Origin of the sequence: Nonomuraea sp. NPDC049480, from assembly GCF_044465905.1 — a bacterium.
Taxonomy (GTDB): Bacteria; Actinomycetota; Actinomycetes; order Streptosporangiales; family Streptosporangiaceae; genus Nonomuraea.
This window is the reverse complement of sequence record NZ_JBITMD010000002.1, coordinates 730,510-751,235: the sequence shown is the minus strand read 5'-3', so window position 1 is coordinate 751,235 and position 20,726 is coordinate 730,510. Positions and strand designations below refer to the sequence as shown.

At 69.3% G+C, this 20,726-nt stretch carries 20 protein-coding genes; 11 read left to right on the top strand and 9 right to left on the bottom strand.

What is annotated here, in order from left to right; all coding sequences use genetic code 11:
* Positions 1 to 120: 120 nt before the first annotated feature.
* Positions 121 to 1,443, top strand: coding sequence for a glycoside hydrolase family 43 protein (locus tag ACIBX3_RS08850; protein WP_397114668.1), 1,323 nt, complete (start codon positions 121 to 123; stop codon positions 1,441 to 1,443).
* Between the two features lie 11 nt (positions 1,444 to 1,454).
* Positions 1,455 to 2,888, top strand: a complete 1,434-nt coding sequence (locus tag ACIBX3_RS08845; protein WP_397114666.1) for a family 43 glycosylhydrolase — start codon at positions 1,455 to 1,457, stop codon at positions 2,886 to 2,888.
* A 452-nt stretch (positions 2,889 to 3,340) separates the two neighbouring features.
* Here ACIBX3_RS08845 and lexA read toward each other — a convergent pair whose 3' ends face one another.
* Positions 3,341 to 4,048, bottom strand: a complete 708-nt coding sequence (gene lexA / locus ACIBX3_RS08840; RefSeq protein ID WP_397114664.1) for a transcriptional repressor LexA — start codon at positions 4,046 to 4,048, stop codon at positions 3,341 to 3,343.
* 1,058 nt (positions 4,049 to 5,106) lie between these two features.
* On the opposite strand from lexA, the gene ACIBX3_RS08835 reads away from it, so the two are divergent.
* From ACIBX3_RS08835 to ACIBX3_RS08825, 3 genes are all read left to right on the top strand, one after another.
* Complete coding sequence (locus ACIBX3_RS08835) at positions 5,107 to 5,583, top strand: LysM peptidoglycan-binding domain-containing protein (RefSeq protein WP_397114663.1); 477 nt, start codon at positions 5,107 to 5,109, stop codon at positions 5,581 to 5,583.
* 419 nt (positions 5,584 to 6,002) lie between these two features.
* On the top strand, positions 6,003 to 6,458 hold the full coding sequence (gene nrdR / locus ACIBX3_RS08830; protein ID WP_397114661.1) for a transcriptional regulator NrdR: 456 nt from the start codon (positions 6,003 to 6,005) through the stop codon (positions 6,456 to 6,458).
* Entirely contained in the window at positions 6,455 to 9,274 is a 2,820-nt protein-coding gene (locus ACIBX3_RS08825; RefSeq protein WP_397114659.1) for a vitamin B12-dependent ribonucleotide reductase, read from the top strand. The genes nrdR and ACIBX3_RS08825 overlap by 4 nt, the downstream gene beginning before the upstream one ends.
* Positions 9,275 to 9,520: 246 nt before the next feature.
* On the opposite strand, the gene ACIBX3_RS08820 is transcribed toward ACIBX3_RS08825, so the two are convergent.
* Complete coding sequence (locus ACIBX3_RS08820; protein ID WP_397114658.1) at positions 9,521 to 9,874, bottom strand: DoxX family protein; 354 nt, start codon at positions 9,872 to 9,874, stop codon at positions 9,521 to 9,523.
* A gap of 96 nt (positions 9,875 to 9,970) precedes the next feature.
* Here ACIBX3_RS08820 and sigJ point away from each other — a divergent pair, with 96 nt between their 5' ends.
* Positions 9,971 to 10,969 carry an RNA polymerase sigma factor SigJ gene (gene sigJ, locus ACIBX3_RS08815; protein ID WP_397114656.1) on the top strand — a complete coding sequence of 333 codons (999 nt, stop codon included), beginning with the start codon at positions 9,971 to 9,973 and terminating at the stop codon, positions 10,967 to 10,969.
* Positions 10,970 to 11,041: 72 nt separating this feature from the next.
* Here the strand turns inward: sigJ and ACIBX3_RS08810 are convergent, their stop codons facing one another.
* Positions 11,042 to 11,869, bottom strand: a complete 828-nt coding sequence (locus ACIBX3_RS08810; RefSeq protein ID WP_397114654.1) for a glycerophosphodiester phosphodiesterase — start codon at positions 11,867 to 11,869, stop codon at positions 11,042 to 11,044.
* Between the two features lie 167 nt (positions 11,870 to 12,036).
* Between ACIBX3_RS08810 and ACIBX3_RS08805 the strand changes: the two genes are divergently transcribed.
* Positions 12,037 to 13,449: an MFS transporter gene (locus ACIBX3_RS08805; RefSeq protein WP_397114652.1), complete on the top strand. Its 1,413-nt coding sequence runs from the start codon at positions 12,037 to 12,039 to the stop codon at positions 13,447 to 13,449.
* Here ACIBX3_RS08805 and ACIBX3_RS08800 read toward each other — a convergent pair.
* Both ACIBX3_RS08800 and ACIBX3_RS08795 read right to left on the bottom strand, forming a co-directional pair.
* Positions 13,394 to 13,873 (bottom strand): pyridoxamine 5'-phosphate oxidase family protein, encoded by a 480-nt coding sequence (locus ACIBX3_RS08800; protein ID WP_397114651.1) that lies wholly within the window; start codon positions 13,871 to 13,873, stop codon positions 13,394 to 13,396. The genes ACIBX3_RS08805 and ACIBX3_RS08800 overlap by 56 nt on opposite strands.
* 31 nt (positions 13,874 to 13,904) lie before the next feature.
* Positions 13,905 to 14,291: an ester cyclase gene (locus ACIBX3_RS08795; protein WP_397114649.1), complete on the bottom strand. Its 387-nt coding sequence runs from the start codon at positions 14,289 to 14,291 to the stop codon at positions 13,905 to 13,907.
* A gap of 50 nt (positions 14,292 to 14,341) precedes the next feature.
* Between ACIBX3_RS08795 and ACIBX3_RS08790 the strand changes: the two genes are divergently transcribed.
* Positions 14,342 to 15,553, top strand: coding sequence for an amidohydrolase (locus ACIBX3_RS08790; protein WP_397114647.1), 1,212 nt, complete (start codon positions 14,342 to 14,344; stop codon positions 15,551 to 15,553).
* A 56-nt stretch (positions 15,554 to 15,609) separates the two neighbouring features.
* A complete protein-coding gene (locus ACIBX3_RS08785; protein ID WP_397114645.1) occupies positions 15,610 to 16,695 on the top strand; it encodes a PrsW family intramembrane metalloprotease in 1,086 nt (361 codons plus the stop codon).
* 21 nt (positions 16,696 to 16,716) lie between these two features.
* Here the strand turns inward: ACIBX3_RS08785 and ACIBX3_RS08780 are convergent, their stop codons facing one another.
* Complete coding sequence (locus ACIBX3_RS08780; protein WP_397114643.1) at positions 16,717 to 17,145, bottom strand: hypothetical protein; 429 nt, start codon at positions 17,143 to 17,145, stop codon at positions 16,717 to 16,719.
* 240 nt (positions 17,146 to 17,385) lie between these two features.
* Between ACIBX3_RS08780 and ACIBX3_RS08775 the strand changes: the two genes are divergently transcribed.
* Positions 17,386 to 18,006, top strand: coding sequence for a pyridoxamine 5'-phosphate oxidase family protein (locus tag ACIBX3_RS08775; protein ID WP_397114641.1), 621 nt, complete (start codon positions 17,386 to 17,388; stop codon positions 18,004 to 18,006).
* A gap of 52 nt (positions 18,007 to 18,058) precedes the next feature.
* Here ACIBX3_RS08775 and ACIBX3_RS08770 read toward each other — a convergent pair whose 3' ends face one another.
* From ACIBX3_RS08770 to ACIBX3_RS08760, 3 genes are all read right to left on the bottom strand, one after another.
* Positions 18,059 to 18,226, bottom strand: coding sequence for a hypothetical protein (locus ACIBX3_RS08770; protein WP_397114639.1), 168 nt, complete (start codon positions 18,224 to 18,226; stop codon positions 18,059 to 18,061).
* Between the two features lie 336 nt (positions 18,227 to 18,562).
* Entirely contained in the window at positions 18,563 to 19,006 is a 444-nt protein-coding gene (locus ACIBX3_RS08765) for a carboxymuconolactone decarboxylase family protein (RefSeq protein ID WP_397114637.1), read from the bottom strand.
* Positions 19,007 to 19,096: 90 nt separating this feature from the next.
* The gene (locus tag ACIBX3_RS08760; RefSeq protein WP_397114635.1) at positions 19,097 to 19,546 is read right to left on the bottom strand and encodes a hypothetical protein; all 450 of its coding nucleotides are present in this window, start codon (positions 19,544 to 19,546) and stop codon (positions 19,097 to 19,099) included.
* Between the two features lie 76 nt (positions 19,547 to 19,622).
* On the opposite strand from ACIBX3_RS08760, the gene ACIBX3_RS08755 reads away from it, so the two are divergent.
* Positions 19,623 to 20,717 carry an MFS transporter gene (locus ACIBX3_RS08755; protein WP_397114633.1) on the top strand — a complete coding sequence of 365 codons (1,095 nt, stop codon included), beginning with the start codon at positions 19,623 to 19,625 and terminating at the stop codon, positions 20,715 to 20,717.
* Positions 20,718 to 20,726 lie beyond the last annotated feature (9 nt).

The following is a 20,726-nucleotide window of genomic DNA, read 5'->3' as shown; positions in this document are numbered from 1 at the left end:
TGGCCCAAGGTACGAATACGCCCGAACGCGCTCACCGTGCCAGCCCCGACGCGGTGAGGTGTTAACGCTAACATCGCGGAGGGCCGCTGGATGCGTACACGTCGAGGCCATCGAAGGGCGTTGACCGCCGTCCTCGCGCTGCTCGTCGCCGTCGCGACCGTCGTGTTCGCGCCGGGCACGGCCCACGCCGCCGGGCCGGCGCCGCACTACCTGATGACCGCGTTCACCAACAGCAGCGAGTCCAACATGTACGTCTACGACTCGGTGAACGCCACCGCCTTCACCCTGGTGCGGGCCAACGCCTACACCCCGCCGTCGGGCCTGATCCGCGACCCGAGCGTGCTGCGGCACACCGACGGCTACTACTACCTCGTCTACACCACCAACTGGACCGGCGACACGATCGGCTTCGCCCGCAGCGCCGACTACGTGAACTGGACGTTCCTCCGCAACGTCACCGTCGGCCTGAACGGCGCCACCGGCAGCACGTGGGCGCCCGAGTGGTTCAGGGACTCCGACGGCAGCGTCCACGTGATCTACTCCGCGTCCACGACGGGCACGGCGGGACAGTTCCGGCCGTACCGGATCACCGCCACCAACAGCGCGCTGTCGGCCTGGAGCGCCCCTGCCCCGCTGGGCATCCCGGCGAACTACATCGACAGCTTCGTCGTCAAGGTCGGCTCCACGTACCACAACTTCCTCAAGAACGAGACGACCAAGTACATCGAGCACGCCACCGCCACCTCGCTCACCGGCCCGTGGCAGTTCACCGGCACCGGGAACTGGGCCGGCTGGGGCTCCGGGCTGGAGGGCCCGGCGCTGACGCGGCTGCCCGACGGCCGGTGGCGGATCTACTTCGACAACTACACCGGCGGCCGCTACTACTACGCCGACAGCTCCAACCTCACCTCGTTCGGGGCCAAGATCGAGCTGTCCGGCCTGTCCGGCACCGCCCGGCACTTCACCGTGCTGCGCGAGGACGTCGGCGACACCACGGCCGTGCCCACCGGCAACCGCTCGCTGCGCTCGGCCAACTTCCCCGACCGGTACGTACGCCACCGCGCCTATCTCGCCTACGTGGACCCGCTCAGCGCCTCCAGCCCGCTCGCCGACCGCCAGGACGCCACGTTCGCCGTCGTGACGGGCTTGGCCCACTCAGGCTGCTACTCCTTCCAGGCGGTCAACCAGTCCGGCTACTACCTGCGGCACTACAACATGCGACTGACCCTGCAACGCGACGACGGCTCGGCGATCTTCAAGGGCGACGCCACGTTCTGCGGCCGGGCCGGGCTGGCCGGCGGCGGCACGATCTCGTTCGAGTCCTACAACCTGCCCGGGCGCCACCTGCGGCACTACAACTACGAGATGAGGCTGGACCTGCGGGTGCCCGGCTCGGTGTTCGCCTCCGACGCCTCGTACACGGTCACCTCCCCCTTGGCCTGAAGGACGAGCCGATGTCCACACTCCGCGTCATCGCGTTTACCCTGCTCATCGTGATCGCCAACCTGCTGTCGCCGGGCCCCGCCCACGCCTCGCCCGCCGTGCAGTACACCAACCCGCTGGCCGCGCAGCGCGCCGATCCGCACATCTACCGCCACACCGACGGCTACTACTACTTCACGGCGACCGCCCCCGAGTACGACCGCATCGTCCTGCGCCGGGCCACCACCATCCAGGGCCTGGCGAGCGCACCGGAGACGGTCATCTGGCGCAAGCACGCCAGCGGTGAGATGGGCGCGCACATCTGGGCGCCGGAGATCCACTTCATCAACGGGAAATGGTACGTGTACGTCGCCGCGGGCCGGGCCGACGACGTGTGGCGGATCCGCATGTACGTCCTGGAGAGCTCCAGCGCCAACCCCCTCACCGGCGGCTGGACCGAGCGCAGCCGCATCGTCACGCCCTGGGACACCTTCTCGCTGGACGCCACCACGTTCGTCGCCAACGGCGTCCGCTACCTGCTCTGGGCGCAGCAGGAGCCCGGCATCGCGACCAACTCGAACCTGTACATCGCCCGCATGGGCGCCAACCCCTGGACGATCACCGGTGCCACGACCAGGCTGACCGTGCCCACGCTGGCCTGGGAGACGCGCGGCTACAAAGTGGCCGAGGGGCCCTCGGTGCTGCAGCGCAACGGCCGCCTCTTCCTCACGTACTCGGCCAGCGCCACGGACGCCAACTACTGCCTCGGCCTGCTGACCGCCTCCGCCTCGGCCGACCCGCTGCAGGCGTCATCGTGGACGAAGAACCCCAACCCCGTCTTCGCCTCCAGCGCCGCGACCAGCCAGTACGGTCCCGGTCACAACTCCTTCACCACCTCGGAGGACGGGCAGAGCGACATCCTCGTCTATCACGACCGCAACTATCGGGATATCTCAGGTGATCCGCTGAACGATCCGAACCGGCGGACGCGTGTGCAGAAGGTGTACTGGCGCGCGGACGGCACCCCGGACTTCGGCATCCCGGTGCCCGACGGGGCGACGCCGGTGCGGCTGATGTCGTACGACACGCCGGGTTCGGCGATCAGGCACTACGACTACCGTGCCCGACTGGACGCCGATGTCAGCCCGCTGGCGGACTCCCAGTTCAGGATCGTCACGGGGCTCTCGGGGTCCGGGACGGTCTCTTTGGAGTCGACCAACTTCCCCGGCTATTTCCTGCGGCATCGCAACCATGAGGCGTGGGTGCAGCAGCGGGACGGGACCAGTCTGTTCAACGCGGACGCCGCCTTCCATCGGCGCGGCGGTCTCGCCGGCTCGGGCACGGTCTCGTTCGAGTCGGTGAACTTCCCCGGCTATTTCCTGCGGCATCGTGCCGGGCAGGTGTGGCTGGAGCAGAACGACGGCACGAGCGGCTTCCGGGGCAGCGCCAGCTTCATCGTGGAATGACAGCGCGCAAACAGGCGCGGCACGAGCCATCGGCGGGCCCCACCTCGGGCTGCGGGCGATATCCAGCCCGAGGGCATGGAGGAGGACGCCCTGAGAACGTGATGGCGTGCCTGCTGGAGGGCGCGGTGGCGCGGCCGGCGACGTGGCCCGAGGACGCGGGGTGACGATCGGCGGGTGCGGGCCGGTCGAAGGGCTGAGTGGGTGTGTGACGGTCCGGGTGCTCAGGGCGAGGCGGGCGTAGAGGTCCGGGTGCTCAGGGGGGAGGCGGGCGTTGAGGTCCGGGTGGCCTGTTGAGGGGCGAGTCGCGCGTTGTGGCCCGGAGCCGTGTGCCGAGGGATGGCATACAACAAGCGGGGTTGGCGTTGTGGTGCCGTACCCCGTCGGTGCTTGATCTTTGGCGCGCGCCGGAACGCGGCGCGGCGATTTTGACGCGCGCCCGAGCCGCCGGCCGGTTAGAGCCGGCGCAGGACCGCTACGACCTTGCCCAGGACGCTGGCCTCGTCACCGGGAATGGGCTCGTAGTTGGGGTTGTGAGGGACGAGCCAGACATGGCCGTCCTTGCGCTTGAAGGTCTTGACGGTGGCCTCTCCGTCGATCATGGCGGCCACGATGTCGCCGCTCTCCGCCACTGGCTGCTGGCGGACGACCACCCAGTCACCGTCGGCGATGGCGGCCTCGATCATCGAGTCACCGGCGACCTGGAGCAGGAACAGCGTGCCCTCACCGACGAGCTGCTTGGGCAGGGCGAAGACGTCCTCCACGCTCTCCTCGGCCAGGATCGGGCCACCGGCGGCGATGCGGCCGACGAGTGGGACGTAGGCGGCCGTGGGCCGGTTGACCGTGGACTCCTCGTTCGTCGCGTCCGGGTCGACCCACAGCACCGGCTCGCCCGGCAACCGCACCTCGAGGGCGCGCGGCCGATGGGGGTCGCGTCTGAGGTAGCCCTTCCGCTGCAGCGCCGTGAGCTGGTGTGACACGCTGGACGTGCTGGTCAGCTGCACCGCTTCGCCGATTTCCCGCATGGATGGCGGATAGCCGCGCTGTTGCACCGAGTCGCGAATCACTTCGAGGATCTTGCGCTGCCTGGGCGTCAGGCCCAGGGAGTCGCGTCTGCGCACCGCGAGGTCGCTGACCCCGTTGGTGTCATCCCGCTCGGTCATGCTCTTCCTCCTCGCCCGGTGGCCCGCCTCACCGGCGAACCTCCCGCTCTGTGGTCTTGATGTCGCACACAGCGAACGTATCGCTGTTGAAGATCATCTTCAAACAATTGTTCGAGTCTTCCTCGAAAATGTCGCCAGTGTGGTGTACAACATCGTACGGGAGTTCGATCGACACCGTGTTCGATTTGCTGATCTTATTTGGCCTTTTCCTCGGGCCGCACGGCAGGAGGTCATCCATGCGAGCGACCACAAACCCGAACACGACCAGCGAAGACGTCAAACAACTCACACTCATCGCCGACGCCACGCAGGGTAAGGACCGACGGGGAGACAATACGCGGCGTGAGGTCGGCTCCCGTGGAAATTCCGGCAAGAGGTTGGGGCTCCGTTCGAGCGGTGTGGAAAGGCGTGGAGGATCTTCGTCCGGAGGGGGCGGGACCCGGGGGCGGGGGAGGCCCCATCTCCGGCTCGTTCCCCCGCCGCGTCCCGACACGGATGCGGACGAAACGGCCCCGCGGGACAAGGGGGCGGCGCCTTCGGGTGGCGGGCGCATGGCGGCGAGGGGCGAAGGAGCGCCGTCTCCGGGCGGCGGGGGCGCGGCGCCGGGAGGTAAGGGGCCGACGCGCTCCGGCCGCGAGGACACCGCCGCCGCTCGAAGGCCCGGTGCTGCCGGCGCGGCCTCGTCGCCGCGCGGAGCGCTGAAGGCGGCCGGGCGGAGGGCGCCGACGGACGGGAGCGGCGACCCTGCGGGCAGAGCGGAAGGCCCGGGCGGCTCCAGGGGATTCGGTGGCTCCGGCAGTTCTGGTGGCTCAGGCAGGTCTGGCGGCTTCGGGGGTTCGGATGGGTACGGCGGCTCCGGGGGGCGGGGAGGCGGGCACTCGGCCGATGGTGCGCCCGGAGGTCCTGCGGGCGGTGCGCGGTGGCCGGCCGTTCAAGGCGGCAAAGGGCGGCAGAGGCCGGGAGCCGGTACGGGTAGGGGAGGACCCGGAACCGGCAGAGGGCCGGGCGCCGGCGCAGGGCGCGGTGGGTCCGCGGGCGGCAGGCGGCGCGGGGCTCCGATGACCGGCAAGGCGCGTGCCCGGCTCGTGGTCGGCGAGGGGTCGCCGGGGTCCGGGCTCCGCAAGCGGCGGGGACAGGTGAAAGCGGCCGGCCGGCGATGGGGACGCCGAGGCATGGGGCGGCGGGTCATGTCACGGCTCGGCCGCCGTTCCGCGCCGCCGGTGAGGCTGACCCGGCGGGGGCGCGTCGTGCTGGTGGTGGCGGTGGCGTTGTTGTCGCTGGGCGGGTTCTGGCTCGGGACGCGCGCCGCCGGCCACGCGGCGGTGCAGGTCGTGGTGCCCGGTCACGCCGGGCTGCCCTGGGTGGAGGTTCGTCAGGGGGAAACCCTGTGGGGGATCGCCGACGTGCTCTCCGGAGGTGAGGATCCGGGGGCCGTGGTGGAGGAGATCAAGCGGCTGAACGGCCTGCCGGACTCGATCATCCACCCCGGCACCCGGCTCTACGTCCCGAAGGACATCGCCGCCGTGGTGCGATGATCTCGCAGGGAACGTGACCGTGCCGAGCTGCGGGGCGGGGTGTGCCGGCGGGGGAGGGTGTGTCCTCCGGTACCTTTGTGAGGTTTGTTCACGCACGTGAGCGAAAGCAATCCATGTGACGCGAACATGGCGCCGACCTCGCCTCCCGTCCCTCTCGCCAAGGCCGACACGCCGGGCGGTCGGGACGACTGCGGGCTGATCAGCGACTTCAGCCGGATGGGCTCGCTCAACTTGCGTTCATGGTCGCGCGCTTCTACGGTTGGACCACAACATCTAGTAGTTACACCGATGTAGTTCACCACACCTTGTGTTTCCGTGACCGCTCCATGGTCAGCCGTGGAGTGCGCGCGAGCGTCCCGTGATGCGGGGGTTTCGCCCATGTGAGCCCGTGTGGTGGCCGCAGGTCGAGGAGGCGAAGCGTGCACTGTCCGTTCTGTCGCCACCCTGACACCAGGGTCATCGACAGTCGCTCCACGGACGACGGCGCGGCCATCAGGCGCCGCCGGACCTGCCCGGAGTGCGGGCGCCGGTTCACCACTCAGGAGACCGTACTGCTCATGGTGAGCAAGCGCAGCGGGGTGACCGAGCCGTTCTCACGGGACAAGGTCGTCGCGGGCGTGCGGCGGGCGTGTCAGGGCAGGCCGGTCAGCGAGGATTCGCTGGCGCAGCTCGGGCAGCGGGTGGAGGAGGCCCTCAGGGCCAAGGGCGCGGCCGAGCTCCCCTCCAACGAGGTGGGCCTGGCCATTCTGGGCCCGCTGCGGGAGCTGGACGAGGTCGCCTACCTGCGGTTCGCATCGGTATATCGCGGTTTCGAGAGCCTGGCGGACTTCGAGGCCGAGATCTCACAGTTGAAGGCGGAGAAGGGGGAGTCATGACGGAGACGGCCAGCGGTTCGGTCGCGCGCGGGGGAAAGCGTCCGCGCAAGGGGCTGAAGATGAAGCGGATCTTCACCAAGCCCGGCGTGCACCCATATGACGAGATCCAGTGGGAGCGCCGCGATGTCGTCATGACGAACTGGCGCGACGGCTCGGTCAACTTTGAGCAGCGGGGCGTGGAGTTCCCCGAGTTCTGGTCGGTCAACGCGGCCAACATCGTGACGACCAAATACTTCCGCGGCGCCGTGGGCACCCCGCAGCGCGAGTGGAGCCTGAAGCAGCTGATCGACCGGGTCGTCGGCGTCTACACCCGCACGGGGATCGAGCACGGCTACTTCGCCGGTGACGAGGACGCCGAGATCTTCGACCACGAGCTGAAGCACGCGCTGGCGCACCAGGTGTTCGCCTTCAACTCGCCGGTGTGGTTCAACGTGGGCACCCAGTCGCCGCAGCAAGTGAGCGCTTGTTTCATCCTCTCCGTGGACGACCAGATGGAGTCGATCCTGGAGTGGTACAAAGAAGAGGGCGTGATCTTCAAGGGCGGCTCCGGCTCCGGGGTCAACCTGTCCAGGATCCGTTCTTCGAAGGAGCTGCTGTCCAGCGGTGGCACCGCCAGCGGGCCGGTCAGCTTCATGCGCGGCGCGGACGCGTCCGCGGGGACGATCAAGTCGGGCGGCGCGACCCGCCGGGCGGCCAAGATGGTCGTGCTGGACGTCGACCACCCCGACATCGAGGAGTTCATCGAGACCAAGGCGCGCGAGGAGGACAAGGTCCGCGCGCTGCGCGACGCCGGTTTCGACATGGACCTGGGCGGCAAGGACATCGTCTCCGTCCAGTACCAGAACGCCAACAACTCCGTGCGCGTCTCCGACGAGTTCATGCGCGCGGTGGAGAAGGGCGACAAGTTCGGCCTGCGCGCCCGCCTCAGCGGCGAGGTGATCGAGACGGTCGACGCCAAGGACCTGTTCCGCAAGATGGCCAAGGCCGCCTGGGAGTGTGCCGACCCCGGCGTGCAGTACGACGACACGATCAACGACTGGCACACCACCCCGGAGACGGGGCGGATCACGGCCAGCAACCCGTGCAGCGAGTACGTCCACCTGGACAACTCCTCCTGCAACCTGGCCAGCATCAACCTGCTGAAGTTCCTGAAGGACGACAACTCCTTCAACGTCGCCGACTTCGTCAAGCTGACCGAGCTGATCATCACCGCGATGGACATCTCGATCACGTTCGCCGACTTCCCGACCGAGAAGATCGGCGAGACCACGCGGGCGTACCGCCAGCTCGGCATCGGCTACGCCAACCTGGGCGCGCTGCTGATGGCCACCGGCCACGCCTACGACTCCGACGGCGGCCGCGCCGTGGCGGGGGCGATCACGTCGCTGATGACCGGCGTGTCCTACCGCCGCAGCGCCGAGCTGGCCGGCGTGGTGGGCCCGTACGACGGATATGCCAGGAACGCCGAGCCGCACAAGCGCGTCATGCGCAAGCACGCCGCGGCGAACGACGACCTGCGCACGATCGGCTCGACGGACGCCAAGATCCACGCGGAGGCGTCGCGCCAGTGGGCGGAGTGCCTCAAGCTCGGCGAGAAGAACGGCTACCGCAACGCCCAGGCCAGCCTCCTGGCGCCCACCGGCACCATCGGGCTGATGATGGACTGCGACACGACCGGCATCGAGCCGGACCTGGCGCTGGTCAAGTTCAAGAAGCTCGTCGGCGGCGGCTCCATGCAGATCGTCAACCAGACGATCCCGCGGGCGCTCAGGCAGCTCGGCTACCAGCAGGAGCAGATCGAGGCCATCGTCGAGTACATCGCCGAGCACAGCCACGTCGTCGACGCACCCGGCCTGCGCAAGGAGCACTACGAGGTGTTCGACTGCGCGATGGGCGAGCGGGCGATCGCCCCGATGGGGCACGTGCGCATGATGGCGGCCACCCAGCCGTTCCTGTCCGGCGCCATCTCCAAGACGGTCAACCTGCCCGAGTCGGCCACGATCGACGACATCGAGCAGGTCTACCTGGAGGGCTGGAAGCTGGGGCTCAAGGCCCTGGCGGTCTACCGCGACAACTGCAAGGTCGGCCAGCCGCTGTCGGCCGGCAACGGCTCCAAGAAGGAGGAGCCCAAGCAGCCCGAGCCCGAGGTCAAGGTCATCGAGGTCAACCGGCCGACCCGGCGGCGCATGCCCAACCAGCGGCCGAGCATGACCACCCGCTTCACGGTGGGCGGCGCCAAGGGCTACATGACCGCCTCGTCCTACCCCGACGACGGGCTCGGCGAGGTGTTCCTCAAGATGTCCAAGCAGGGCTCGACCCTGGCGGGCGTCATGGACGCGTTCTCCGTCGCGATCTCCATAGGACTCCAGTACGGCGTCCCGCTGGAGACGTACATGAGCAAGTTCGTGAACATGCGGTTCGAGCCGGCGGGCATGACGGACGACCCGGACATCCGCATGGCGACGTCGGTGATGGACTACATCTTCCGCCGGCTGGCCCTCGACCACCTGCCGTACGACGAGCGGGCGGCCCTGGGCATCTTCTCGGCGGCGGAGCGCGCCGCGCAGCAGCGCGGGGAGGACCCGGCGGCGCTGCAGGAGACCGTGGACCGGGAGGCGCTGGCCCAGTCGGCGCCGATCGAGGAGAAGCCCAAGGAGGCGGCCAACCTGGGACCGGCGGCCAAGGAACTGACGCTGGAGAGCCACCAGCGCTTCACGGCCGACGCCCCGCTCTGCATGACCTGCGGCACCAAGATGCGTCCTGCCGGAAGCTGCTACGTCTGCGAGGGCTGCGGCTCCACCAGCGGCTGCAGCTGAACGAGCGAACCTTCATCCGCTGAGTCATCCGGCCTGATCGACTCGGGCCGAACCGCCGGATGGCAAAGGGGAACCGACTCTGGTCGGTTCCCCTTTGCCGGGCGGCCGGGGCGTTACCTGCTGTAATTCTTCCCGGGGACCCTACCGGGGATCGGCTTGGCGATGAGGGCGTCGGGGACGCGCTCCCCGGACGGGTTCGGGGTGAGGACGGCCTCCACGAACTCCAGTGCGACGGGTCTCCACGGATCACGCCCAGTGGTAGCCCAGGTTCACGGCCAGTGCGGCCACCGCGGTGGCGAAGAATCCGCCCCAATTCACGAGCTTGCGGGAACCTACTCGCAGGTGCGCGAGGAGCGCTCCGAGGAAGTACAGCACGAGGCCGGAGGCAGCGAGTGTCCCCAGCATCGGCACGGCGAACCCGCCCAGCAGCCCCAAAGAGCCCGCCGCCAGCAACATGCCCAACACCGGTACCCACGACCGTGGCAAGCGCTTCATGTCCGCCTGGGCCTTGGGAAATTCGTGGCCGATCAGATAGACGACGGCGGCGCTGCCGTTCAATACCGAGGCGAAGATGGTGACCGCGACATAAGCGATGAACATGAGCCCTCCCTTGGTCTCAGTGGTCCGACGACACAACGGCTGGGAATGTGAGGCGACGCGTCAACCTCACAATCAGGGCGCTGTCTCGTCGAACTGGTGAGGGCAGCCGCGAACAAGGGAGCCATCGACACCGTGACCACCCCATCCGGGCCAAGAGACGGCCGGCCCGATCCGACCCTGAGCGTGATCATGAGCGAGCGGCGGCAGCTGATCAATCTCGCCTACCGGCTCCTCGGTTCCCTGGCCGATGCCGAGGACGTCGTACAGGAGACGTTCGCCCGCTGGTACGCCATGTCCCCCAAGCAACAGGAGGCCATCGAGTCTCCCGGCGCCTGGCTGACGACGGTCGCCAGCCGCATCTGCCTCGACCTGCTCGGTTCGGCACGGGTCCGGCGTGAGACCTACGTGGGCGAATGGATCCCCGAGCCGCTGCCCGACCGCACGGAGTGGATCACCGCGCGGTCGGGCGGCTTCGCCGTCGACCCGGTGGACCGGGTCACCCTCGACGAGTCGGTCAACATGGCCTTCCTCGTCGTGCTCGAATCGATGACCCCGGCCGAGCGCGTCGCGTTCATCCTGCACGACGTCTTCCGCTACTCGTTCGCCGAAGTGGCCGAGATCGTCGGCCGCACGCCGGCGGCCTGTCGCAAGCTGGCCTCCTCGGCCCGCCACCGCATCCGCGCGTCGCAGATTCCCCCGGCTCCGACGGCCCGGCAGGCCGGCATCGTCAGGGACTTCAAGCAGGCATGGGAGGCCAAGGACATCGACGCCCTCATCGGCCTCCTCGCCCCGGACGCCACGATGATCGCCGATGGTGGCGGCCTGGCCCGCACCGTGCTCCGCCCGATCGAAGGCGGCGACCGGATCGCCCGCTACATGGTTGACATCGCCGGCTGGGTATCCGACCTGACGATCCTGGAGCGCACGGTCAACGGTCAGCCCGGCCTGGTGGCTCAGCATGACGGCGTCACCGCGACGGTGGCGGCGTTCGACGTCGCAGGCGACCGGATCATGCATATCTGGGCGGTACGCAACCCCGAGAAGCTCCGGCCGTGGACGGTGGGCCACAGCACTCCGGCCGGCGCGGACGAGTAGCCGTCGAAGCCCCCCGAACGTGGGGAGTCCGGTCTCGGGCCGGGCTCCCCACTGCCGTGCCGGCTCTGGGGATCAGGTGTCGAGCACGTCGTGCAGGATGTCGGGCTTGTTGGTGATGATGCCGTCCACCCGGTACGTCAGCATCCGGCGCATCACGACCGGGTTGTCGACCGTCCAGGTCAGGACCCGCATGCCGAGGGCGTGGACGCGGCGTACGTAGGCGGCCGTGAGCCCGGTGTACGGCGGGTTGATCTGATCGGCGAACTTCGCCAGGCCGGGCAGCTCGGCGGTGGACGGTGTGCCGAGCAGCCCGATCGGCACGTCCGGCAACAGCCGGTGGAACGTCCGCATCGACGCCCAGGAGAACGACTGCACCGCCAGCCGCCCCGTCGCGAGCCAGCCGGGGTGGCGGCGCAGCTCGTCGGCGATGCGCTCCTCGATGCCCGGGTAGAGCTGCGGATTCTTGACCTCCAGCAGCAGGCCCATGCCGGAGCCGCTCATCGCGCGCAGGGCCTCGCCGAGCGTGGGCACCGGCTCGCCGGCGTACTCGCCGCTGAACCACGAGCCGGCGTCCAGCTTGCGGATCTGGGCGAGCGTGAGGTCGCCGACGCTCCACGGCGACAGGCCGGGGAAGACGCGCTCCGCGTCGGTGGTGCGGGACAGCGTGGTGTCGTGCATCAGGACCAGCTCGTGGTCCTCGGTCTCCTGGACGTCGAGCTCGAACAGGTCGGCCCGCTGCCGGCCGGCCAGCTCGAAGGCCGCGATCGTGTTCTCCGGCGCGTACGCGGACGCGCCCCGGTGGGCGACGTCGACGACCGCCGGGGCGGCGGTGGCCGCGGTGGCGGGCGCCGCGACCGTGGACAGCGCGGTGGCGAGGATGAGGACGAAACGTCGGAACATGGGTCTCCTCCGGTAGGGAGAGGCCTGCGAACCGACGGTGACAAGTCCGCGTGACTGCCAGTTGAGTGAAGAGTAGACCAGCGGTGCCCAGGTGATGAGCAATCGACACCGGCGTGTCATCGGGGTCCATGACAATCACGTGACGGTGAAGATCTAGCCTGAATGGCGTGAAATCTGCCGGTACGTTGGTCGTCCTCCTCTCGGCATGGTTCATGGCCCAGTTCGACTTCTTCGTCGTCAATGTGGCCGCGCCCTCCATCGAACGCGATCTTCACACCGGCCCCGCCGCCCTGGAGCTGATCGTGGGCGGCTACGCCTTCACGTACGCGGCCGGCATGATCACCGGAGGCCGGCTGGGCGACCGCTACGGCTACCGGCGGCTGTTCATCTGGGGCGTGACCGCGTTCACGGTCGCCTCCTTGCTGTGCGGGATCGCGGTCGACCCGGCCCAGCTGGTCGTCGCCCGCCTGCTCCAAGGCCTGGCGGGCGCGGTGATGGTGCCGCAGGTGCTGGCCACGATCTCGGCCGTGTACCCGCCGGAGGAGCGGGGCAGGGCCGTCGGCTGGTACGGCGCCGTCGGCGGCCTGGGCTCCATCGCCGGCCAGGTGCTGGGCGGCCTGCTGCTGACGGCCGACCTGCTGGGTCTCGGCTGGCGGGTCGTCTTCCTCATCAACCTGCCCGTCGGCCTGATCGTGGTGCCGCTGGCCGCGTGGCTGCTGCCCGAGGTCGACACGGTCCGCCGGCCGCGCCTTGACCTGCCGGGAGCGGCGGGCCTGGCCGCCGGGCTGGCGCTGGTGCTGGTGCCGCTCGGACTCGGCAACAGCCTGGGCTGGCCCGCCTGGACCTGGATGAGCCTGGCGGCGAGCGTGCCGGTGTTCGCGCTGACCTGGCGCTGGCAGCGGGTGCTCGGGACGCGCGGCGGGCAGCCGGTGCTGGACCTGGCGCTGCTGAAGGTCCACTCCTATCTGGCGGGCGTCGGGTCGATCGTGGCCTTCACGGCGTACTTCGCCTCGTTCATGTTCACGCTGACGCTGCTGCTGCAGGGCGGGATGGGACTGACCGCGTTCGAGGCGGGGCTGGCGTTCGCGCCGATGGGCCTGCTGTTCTCGGTCACCTCGCTGCTCGGAACGCGCCTGGTCAGGAAGTACGGGCTGATCGTCGTCATGATCGGCGGCACGGTCTCGGCGGCCGGGCTCGGCCTGCTGGTGGCCACGGCCGGGCTGGGCCTGCCGTACGTCATGGCCGGGCTCATGCTCGTCGGGACCGGCAACGGCCTGGTTCTGCCGCAGCTCATCGGGGCGGCGCTGGTGGAGGTCGAGCCGCACCAGGCCGGGATCGGCTCCGGCGTCCTGAGCACGGCGCAGCAGTTCGCGGGCGCGGGCGGGGTGGCCGTGATCGGCGGGGTGTTCTTCGCGGTCGCGCACGGCGGCGGCGGCCACGTCGCGGCCATGCGCTGGTCGGCCGCCATCGACCTGGGGCTCGTCCTCGTCGTGATCGCGTCGGTGGCCTACAACCGGCGCCGTGCTATGCGGAGGGCGCGGGCAGAGCGGTCCCGTACAGCCGTGACACCCGGATTCTGATCACCAGCCGCCGGTCGGCGACCAGTTGCCGCAGGAAAGCCGTCTCGTCGGCCGGGTCGGCCAGACCCGCCTGCATGGCGAGCAGTTCCATGCCCACCTCGTCGCCGGGCTCGATGGTGACCGGCGAGAGCTCCGCCTCTCCCTCGGCCACGGCGTAGGACCAGAAGTCGTCACTGGTCACGTACAGCGCGGAGAGCGGGTCCTTGTGCAGTTGCCGCACCTTGAGCCGGTCGTCGATGGTCGAGATCCGCACCACGCGCTGCCCCGGGTCCCACGTGTACAGGACGGTGGACAGGTGGGGGTGGCCGCTGCTCTTGTTCGTCGCCAGCGCGCCGAAGCGCTGCTGGCCCAGCAGCCGCGAGAGCTCCTCGTCGGTCAGTGACCGCGGTCCTGGGCCCGCGCCCGGCCCGTACTCCTGCGACACCTGCCATCCCCCTGTCCGGATTGCGGAGGTATCACCCTATCGCGAGCTGTCGGTTGAGTGCCTGAGCATCGGAGATGACCCAGTATTCGGCGAATCTTCCGTCCACGGTTCGCAGGATGTCGTGCCCGCTGAAGGCCACCTTGGTCCCCGGGGCGGCGCCCACGCCGGGCATACCGCCCCGGTACGCCCCGCTGAAGGTCCACCGGGCCGCCACCCGGTCTCCGTCCACGATGGGGCCCACGTCCAGCGTGACCGTGACGTCGTCGAACGGCTCGTGTCCCTGCCTGAGCGCCTCGATCAGGCCATCCGGCCCATGGACGTCCATGCCGGGCCAGTGGCCGACGAAGCCGGGGGTGACCAGTTCGTGGGCGAGTTCGAAGGTTCCGTTCCACATCTCGAGCAGCCATCGCTCGTACATATCGGCGATCATGCGAGGCCCCCTACCCGCCGCCCGATAGGTTACGAGTCGTGAATCTTGCTATTACCAGCGGATATGTCGTACCGGTCGATGGCGATCCCATCGACGGCGGCACCGTGCTCATCGTGGACGGGAGGATCGCCGAGGTGGGCGCCGCCGTCCAGATCCCCGAGGGCTTCGACGTCGTGGACGCCGCGGGCGGCTGGGTGCTGCCCGGTTTCGTCGAGGCCCACGGCCATCTGGGCGTCCATGAGGAGGCCGAGGGGTGGGCCGGCAGCGACACCAACGAGATGACCGACCCCAACGGTGCCCGCCTGCGCGCGCTCGACGCGATCAACCCGGCCGACCTGGCCTTCGCCGACGCGCTCTCCGGCGGCGTCACCAGCGTCGTGATCAAGCCCGGCTCCGGCAACCCCATCGGCGGCCAGACGGTCGCGGTCAAGTGCTGGGGCAGGACCGTGGAGGAGATGCTGATCAGGGAGCCGGTGAGCGTCAAGAGCGCGCTCGGCGAGAACCCCAAGCGCGTGTACGGCGACCAGAAGAAGCTCCCCTCCACCCGCCAGGGCGTCGCCGCGGTGATCCGCGACGCGTTCATGAAAGCCCAGGACTACAAGGCCAGGAGGGCCGCCGCGGCGGACGAGGGCAAGCCGTTCGACCGCGACGGCACCCTCGAGATCCTCGTCCGCGTGCTGGACGGCGAGCTGCCGTGGTGCCAGCACACGCACCGGGCCGACGACATCGCCACCGCGCTGCGGCTGGCCGGCGAGTTCGGCTACCGCGTGGTGATCAACCACGGCACCGAGGGGCACCTGCTGGCCGACACGCTGGCCGCCAGGAACGTCCCCGTGATCATCGGCCCCCTCTTCACCAGCCGGGCGAAGGTGGAGCTGCGGCAGCGCTCACTGCGCAATCCGGGCATCCTCGCGCGGGCCGGCGTCGAGCTCGCCATCACCACCGACCACCCCGTCGTGCCGATCCACTTCCTCGTCCACCAGGCCACGCTGGCGATCAAGGAAGGGCTGGACCCGGGCGTGGCGCTGCGGTCGATCACCGTGAACCCGGCTCGCATCATGGGCATCGACGACCGGGTCGGCGCGCTGCGCCCGGGGCTCGACGGCGACGTGGTGATCTGGTCCGGAGACCCGCTGGACGTCATGAGCCGGGCGCTGAGGGTGTTCATCTCCGGCCGGGAGGTGTATTCGTACACGGAGGGCGAGCCCGTCGTGGCGGATCCGTACTACCGGGAATCAAGTAACCGTTAAGCGCCTGTAGATGCGCGACGCCCATAGTGGGCGGACCGGCGGAAGAGAGGACGACGATGACAGCTCCGATGCTCGCTCAGCGCCCCAGCAAGGCACTGCTGGTCGGGCTGGTCGTCTCGGGGATCCTGGCGCTGATCGCGCTGGCCGTCATGCTGGTGTCCGGCGGTCCCGTCGGGTTCGGGCTGTCCGCCCTGCTGGCCGTGGCGCCGCTGCCGGTGCTGCTCGCGGCGGTCCTCTCGCTCGACCGCCTGGAGCCCGAGCCGAAGCTGCACCTGGCGTTCGCGTTCGCGTGGGGCGCCGGGGTGGCGATCGTGCTGGGCGTGGCGTTCTCGGTGCTCGGCCAGCAGTTGTTCCTCAGAGCCGGGTACGGCTCCGCGGTCGTGGAGGACATCGGCGCCGTCGTGCTGGCGCCGGTGATCGAGGAGGCGCTCAAGGGCTCGGCGCTGCTGCTGCTCCTGCGCAGGAGGCACGAGATCGACGGCCTGACCGACGGCATCGTGTACGCCTCCATGGCCGGCCTGGGCTTCGCCGCCGTGGAGAACGTCGGTTACTACCTCATCGCGTACGGCGAGGACGGCGCCGGCGGGGCGATCCAGCTCTTCGTGATCCGTGGGCTGATCGACCCGCTCGGCCACCCGATCTACACCTCCATGATCGGCATTGGTGTCGCCTACGCGCTCACCCGCCGCACCGCCGCCAGGTTCGCCGCGATCCCGATCGGCTACCTCGGCGCCGTCCTCCTGCACGGCTTGTGGAACGGCGCCGCGACCACGCGGTCGCTGGCCTACCTGGGCGGGGCGTACCTCGTGATCATGGCGGCGCTCATCCTGCTCGTCGTCGTGACCGTCGTCGAACGCCGCCAGCTCGTCGGCAAGATGAGCGTCTACCTCACCGGCTACCAGCACACCGGGCTGGTCACCGACGCCGACGTCCGCATGCTCGGCACGCTGCCCGCGCGCAAGGCGGCCCGCAAGTGGGCCAGGGGAGTGGGGCTGGGCCGGGCCATGAGCGACTACCAGCAGGCGGCGACCGAGCTGACCATGCTCCACCTGCGGGCCGAGCGGCAGGGAATGGACCCGGTGAGGTTCGCGGTGGAGCGGGACTCGTACCTGGGGACGATGGCGCAGGCCCGCCGCTGGTGAGGGCGCGGCCCTGGGGCGGTGTCAGCCCCGAACTCCCATCGCTCCCTTGGGCGGTGCGATCAGGCCGTACATGACCAGGGCGCAGAGCGCGATCGAGATGACGGACCAGACCGGGAAGGCCACCAGGAAGGCGAAGTGGCCGATCATCGCGAGCCCGGCGAGGACGATGCCGGACAGGCGGGCCCACCCTTTCCCGGCCAACACCCCCAGCCCGACGAGGAGCTGCAGGAGGCCGATCGCCATCCAGACCACGCCCCATGCGGTGTAGTTCCACACGAGCAGCTGACCGCCGGGTGTGACGAAGAAGTACGTCTTGAACAGAGCTATGAAGCCTTCGATGATGTTGAAGATGCCCAGCACGACACTGAGGGCGCCGGCGAATCCCAGCCAGCCGGAATAGCCGGGACCGCGGTCGTAGGCGGGCCCCAACGGTGACGCCGAGGTGGCCATGATCGCCTCCTTCTCGGGTGAGCCGAAATGTCCGGTCACCCAGCGCCATGCCCGAAATGTCCGAGCAAAAAAGCCTCTCTCGGTAAATCTGCGGTCACACCGGCAAAGGCGATCGGCGCGTTCCACCGGGGCGTTCGCCGCGACCTGAGAGAGGGCAAGGCCGGTCTCGCTCTGTGGAACCTGCCGGACGTTGGCCCCAATTCCTGACAAGATTATCGAGCAGCCTCGAAGGGAGATCACATGAGCTGGGCGGAGATCGGGTCCGAAGCTGAGTTGCGCGAGCTGCTCGGCGAGGTCATGTCGAGGGCGGCGACCAAGGAGCGCGTACGCCTGCATGAGCGTGACCTGCAGTGGCTGGCGGCCTCGCCGTTCTGCCTGATCGCCACCTCCGACGATCAGGGCAACTGCGACGTCTCGCCCAAGGGTGACCCCGCCGGGTTCGTCCACGTCATCGACGACGCCACGATCGCCATCCCGGACCGCCCCGGTAACCGCAGAGCGGACGGATTCCTCAACATCCTGAAAAATCCGCATGTGGGGTTGATCTTCCTGATCCCTGGGCGCAACGAGACCCTTCGCATCAACGGCCGCGCCCGGCTCGTCCGCGAGGCCCCGTTCTTCGATGAGATGACCGTCAAGGGACACCGCCCGCACCTCGCGCTCATCGTGGAGATCGAGCAGATCTTTTTCCACTGCGCCAAGGCGTTCCTGCGCTCTGCGCTGTGGAAGCCGGACACCTGGGGCGACGATCTGCCCTCGCACGCGCGGATCACCAAAGAGGTGCAGAAGGTCGAGGAGACCGTGGAGGAGCTGGAGACCTACTACGGAGAGGCGTACGAGAAGAAGCTCTACGCCTCCTGACCCCGGACACGCGACGACCCAGGCCGCAGGCCGGCCCGGGTCCCGGAGTGGTCTAGGCGGCAGGGACCGGACCGCTGGGGAAGTGGATGACGTTTCTGCCGGAGTAGGCCCGCAGGTCGATCACCTTGGGGTCGGCGGGTGGCCTGCGGCGGTCTGCCGAGCAAATGTCGCGGACCTTGTGCCTGGCAACGTGTGGCGGCACCACCACAAGCCTGTTCATCGTGAGCCCCCCGTGATGTTCCTGTTATCTCTGTTATCTACAGATACCCCCGTAAGTTTGATGTAAGGAGCAAGTCAGTAGGGAAGCCGGCGACCTGCCGGTGAACGCAAATCCAACTCCATGGCCGGCCTGGTGCGCCGCTTGGCCGTCTTCGTGACTCTGACGCGTTTCATGGTCTCCCCCTTTCGAAGCGCGTCGTTCTCCTTTCACAAACGGTGCGCCGCCGCTCTAACCGGCGGCTTGCCGGGCACTTGCCACCCGCCATGCGCGCCAACCTAGCCGGGGCGCCGGGCCGGCTCAACGCATTTCTACGACCTGGCACCCCGGCATTCCTGATCAGGTCCCGGGCGTCATCCGGGCGGTGACCCCGATCCGGTTCCACGCGTTGATCATCGCGATCGCCGCGATCAGCAGCGCGAGCTGCTTCTCGCTGTAGTGCTCAAGCGCCTGCTGCCACACGGCGTCCGGTACGGCCTCCCGGTCGGGCAGCCTGGTCGCCTCCTCCGTCAGCGCCAGCGCCGCCCGCTCGGCCGGGGTGTAGACCGTGGCCTCGCGCCAGGCGGCCAGCATCCAGATGCGCTCGTCGCTCTCGCCGGCCTTCTTCAAGTCGCGGCTGTGCATGTCCACGCAGTAGGCGCATCCGTTGATCTGGCTGGCGCGCAGCTTGATCAGTCCGTACGTGTCGGCCGGCAGCTCGCTGTCGCGCAGGAGCATCTCCACCGCCGCGAAGTGGCGGTAGATCTCGGGAACCTGCTTCGCGACGTTGATCCGCTGGGTCATGTGAGCCTCCTCGTTCTCGCTTACGGAGACAGGACGAGGCAGTCCGTCCCGATGTGACAGCCGCGGCGGAAAAATCCGGAAGGGCCGGCCTCAGCCCTTGCAGTTGCCCCAGGACTCGCGGCCGCCCCAGGCCTCGGCGCGGGTGTGCGGGTCACGCGTCCAGCCGGCGTACCGCACGCACTTCCAGGCCCCGTCGACGTGGCCGGTCTCGGCGTAATAGCGGTATTTCTGCTCATCCTCGGACTTGGCGCCGCCCTTGACCTCGAGGTAGGCGCCGGTGACCGAGCGGACACCCAGGTACGTGGTCTTGATCGCGGTCACGCAGTTCTTGCCGGCGCGCTTGCTGTACATGAGGTACACGTGCCCGAGGACGGCGCCGTTCTGCGTCTTCATCGCGCGATGCCCGTCCTTGACCCGGTGGAAGCCGGGACCGCAGATGCGCTCGGGCGTGTAACGGGCCGAGGCCGCGTAGGCGGAAGAGGGGATGGCGGCGATCCCGGCGGCGACCAGGGCGGCCGCGATGACCGTTCGCGTGAGCACGGTTTTCCCTTCGGCAGGGGATATAAGGACATCAACGATCTTTACTGTGGCATAACCGTATCTGCAAGGGAGTGGGATGCCGCTCATCGCGGTCTGCGCGGCCTGGGCCGTGTTCTGGGGCTCCTGGTCCGCCCTGCTGCCCGCCATCAAGCTGGAGCTGGACATCTCGGCGGGCGACCTCGGGGTGGCGCTGACCGCCGTGCCCGTGGGGGCCCTGCCCGCGATGGCCCTCACCGGGCGGCTGGCGCGCGGGCGGGAACGACCGGCCCTGATGGTGACCACGACCGCGTTCGCGATCAGTGTGGCGGGCATCGGCCTGGTCGGCTCGCCCTGGCAGCTGGCGGCGGCCCTGCTGTTCGTGGGCGCCGCCAGCGGCGCGCTCGACATCGCGCTCAACCTGGCCACCGGACGGGTCGAGCGTGAGACCGGCCGCAGGCTCTTCCAGGCCGTGCACGCCGCGTTCCCGATCGCGGTCATCGCGGCGGCCCCGGCCACCGGGCTGGCGCGGTCGCTCGGGTACGGCGTCGGCACCGTGCTCGTGGCCGTCGCGGTGATCGTGGCGGCCACGTCGCTGTCGCTGTTGTCGCTGCCCATGGGTGGTTTGGCGGCCGAGTCGTCCTCCCAGACCGGCAAGCGCGGCCTCTGGGGGCTCGCCGCCGTGCTCGGGACACTGGCCGCCTGCGTGCTGATCATCGAGAACTCGGTCGAGCAGTGGTCGGTGCTGCTGCTGGAGGAGCATCGCGGCGCCACGCCGCTGGTGTCGAGCGCCGCGCCCGCCGTCTACATGGCGGCGCTCACCGCCGGGCGGATCGTCGTGCAGGCGCTGCCCCGCGTGCCGCTCCGGGTGATGTACCTGGTGGCGGGGGCGGGCGGCGGCGCGGGCATCGCGGTGGCCGGGCTCGGCTGGAGCGTGCCGATCTCCATGGTGGGGTTCGCGGTGACCGGGCTGGCGCTGGGACCGCTGGTGCCGGCCCTGCTGTCCCGCTCGGCCGCCGACGATCCGAGCGGGACGCTGGTGTGGGGGGTGTCCACCATCTCGTACACGGGGTTCGTGGTCAGCCCGCTGCTCGTGGCGGGGCTGAGCGGGTGGCTCGGCCTGCCCGCCGCGCTGGCCGCGCTCGGGCTCCTGGGCCTGCCGCTGGTGATCCGCTTCGCGCTGGAGCGATCCTGAATATGGCGG

Coding starts and splice junctions, on each gene's coding strand:
- ACIBX3_RS08795 (WP_397114649.1), bottom strand. CDS start 14,291: ATGTACGAGCGATGGCTGCTCGAGATGTGGAACGGAACCTTCGAACTC.
- lexA (WP_397114664.1), bottom strand. CDS start 4,048: ATGACCGAGCGGGATGACACCAACGGGGTCAGCGACCTCGCGGTGCGC.
- ACIBX3_RS08825 (WP_397114659.1), top strand. CDS start 6,455: ATGACGGAGACGGCCAGCGGTTCGGTCGCGCGCGGGGGAAAGCGTCCG.
- ACIBX3_RS08810 (WP_397114654.1), bottom strand. CDS start 11,869: ATGTTCCGACGTTTCGTCCTCATCCTCGCCACCGCGCTGTCCACGGTC.
- ACIBX3_RS08835 (WP_397114663.1), top strand. CDS start 5,107: ATGACCGGCAAGGCGCGTGCCCGGCTCGTGGTCGGCGAGGGGTCGCCG.
- ACIBX3_RS08775 (WP_397114641.1), top strand. CDS start 17,386: ATGAGCTGGGCGGAGATCGGGTCCGAAGCTGAGTTGCGCGAGCTGCTC.
- ACIBX3_RS08785 (WP_397114645.1), top strand. CDS start 15,610: ATGACAGCTCCGATGCTCGCTCAGCGCCCCAGCAAGGCACTGCTGGTC.
- ACIBX3_RS08765 (WP_397114637.1), bottom strand. CDS start 19,006: ATGACCCAGCGGATCAACGTCGCGAAGCAGGTTCCCGAGATCTACCGC.
- ACIBX3_RS08755 (WP_397114633.1), top strand. CDS start 19,623: ATGCCGCTCATCGCGGTCTGCGCGGCCTGGGCCGTGTTCTGGGGCTCC.
- ACIBX3_RS08845 (WP_397114666.1), top strand. CDS start 1,455: ATGTCCACACTCCGCGTCATCGCGTTTACCCTGCTCATCGTGATCGCC.
- ACIBX3_RS08780 (WP_397114643.1), bottom strand. CDS start 17,145: ATGGCCACCTCGGCGTCACCGTTGGGGCCCGCCTACGACCGCGGTCCC.
- ACIBX3_RS08770 (WP_397114639.1), bottom strand. CDS start 18,226: ATGAACAGGCTTGTGGTGGTGCCGCCACACGTTGCCAGGCACAAGGTC.
- ACIBX3_RS08820 (WP_397114658.1), bottom strand. CDS start 9,874: ATGTTCATCGCTTATGTCGCGGTCACCATCTTCGCCTCGGTATTGAAC.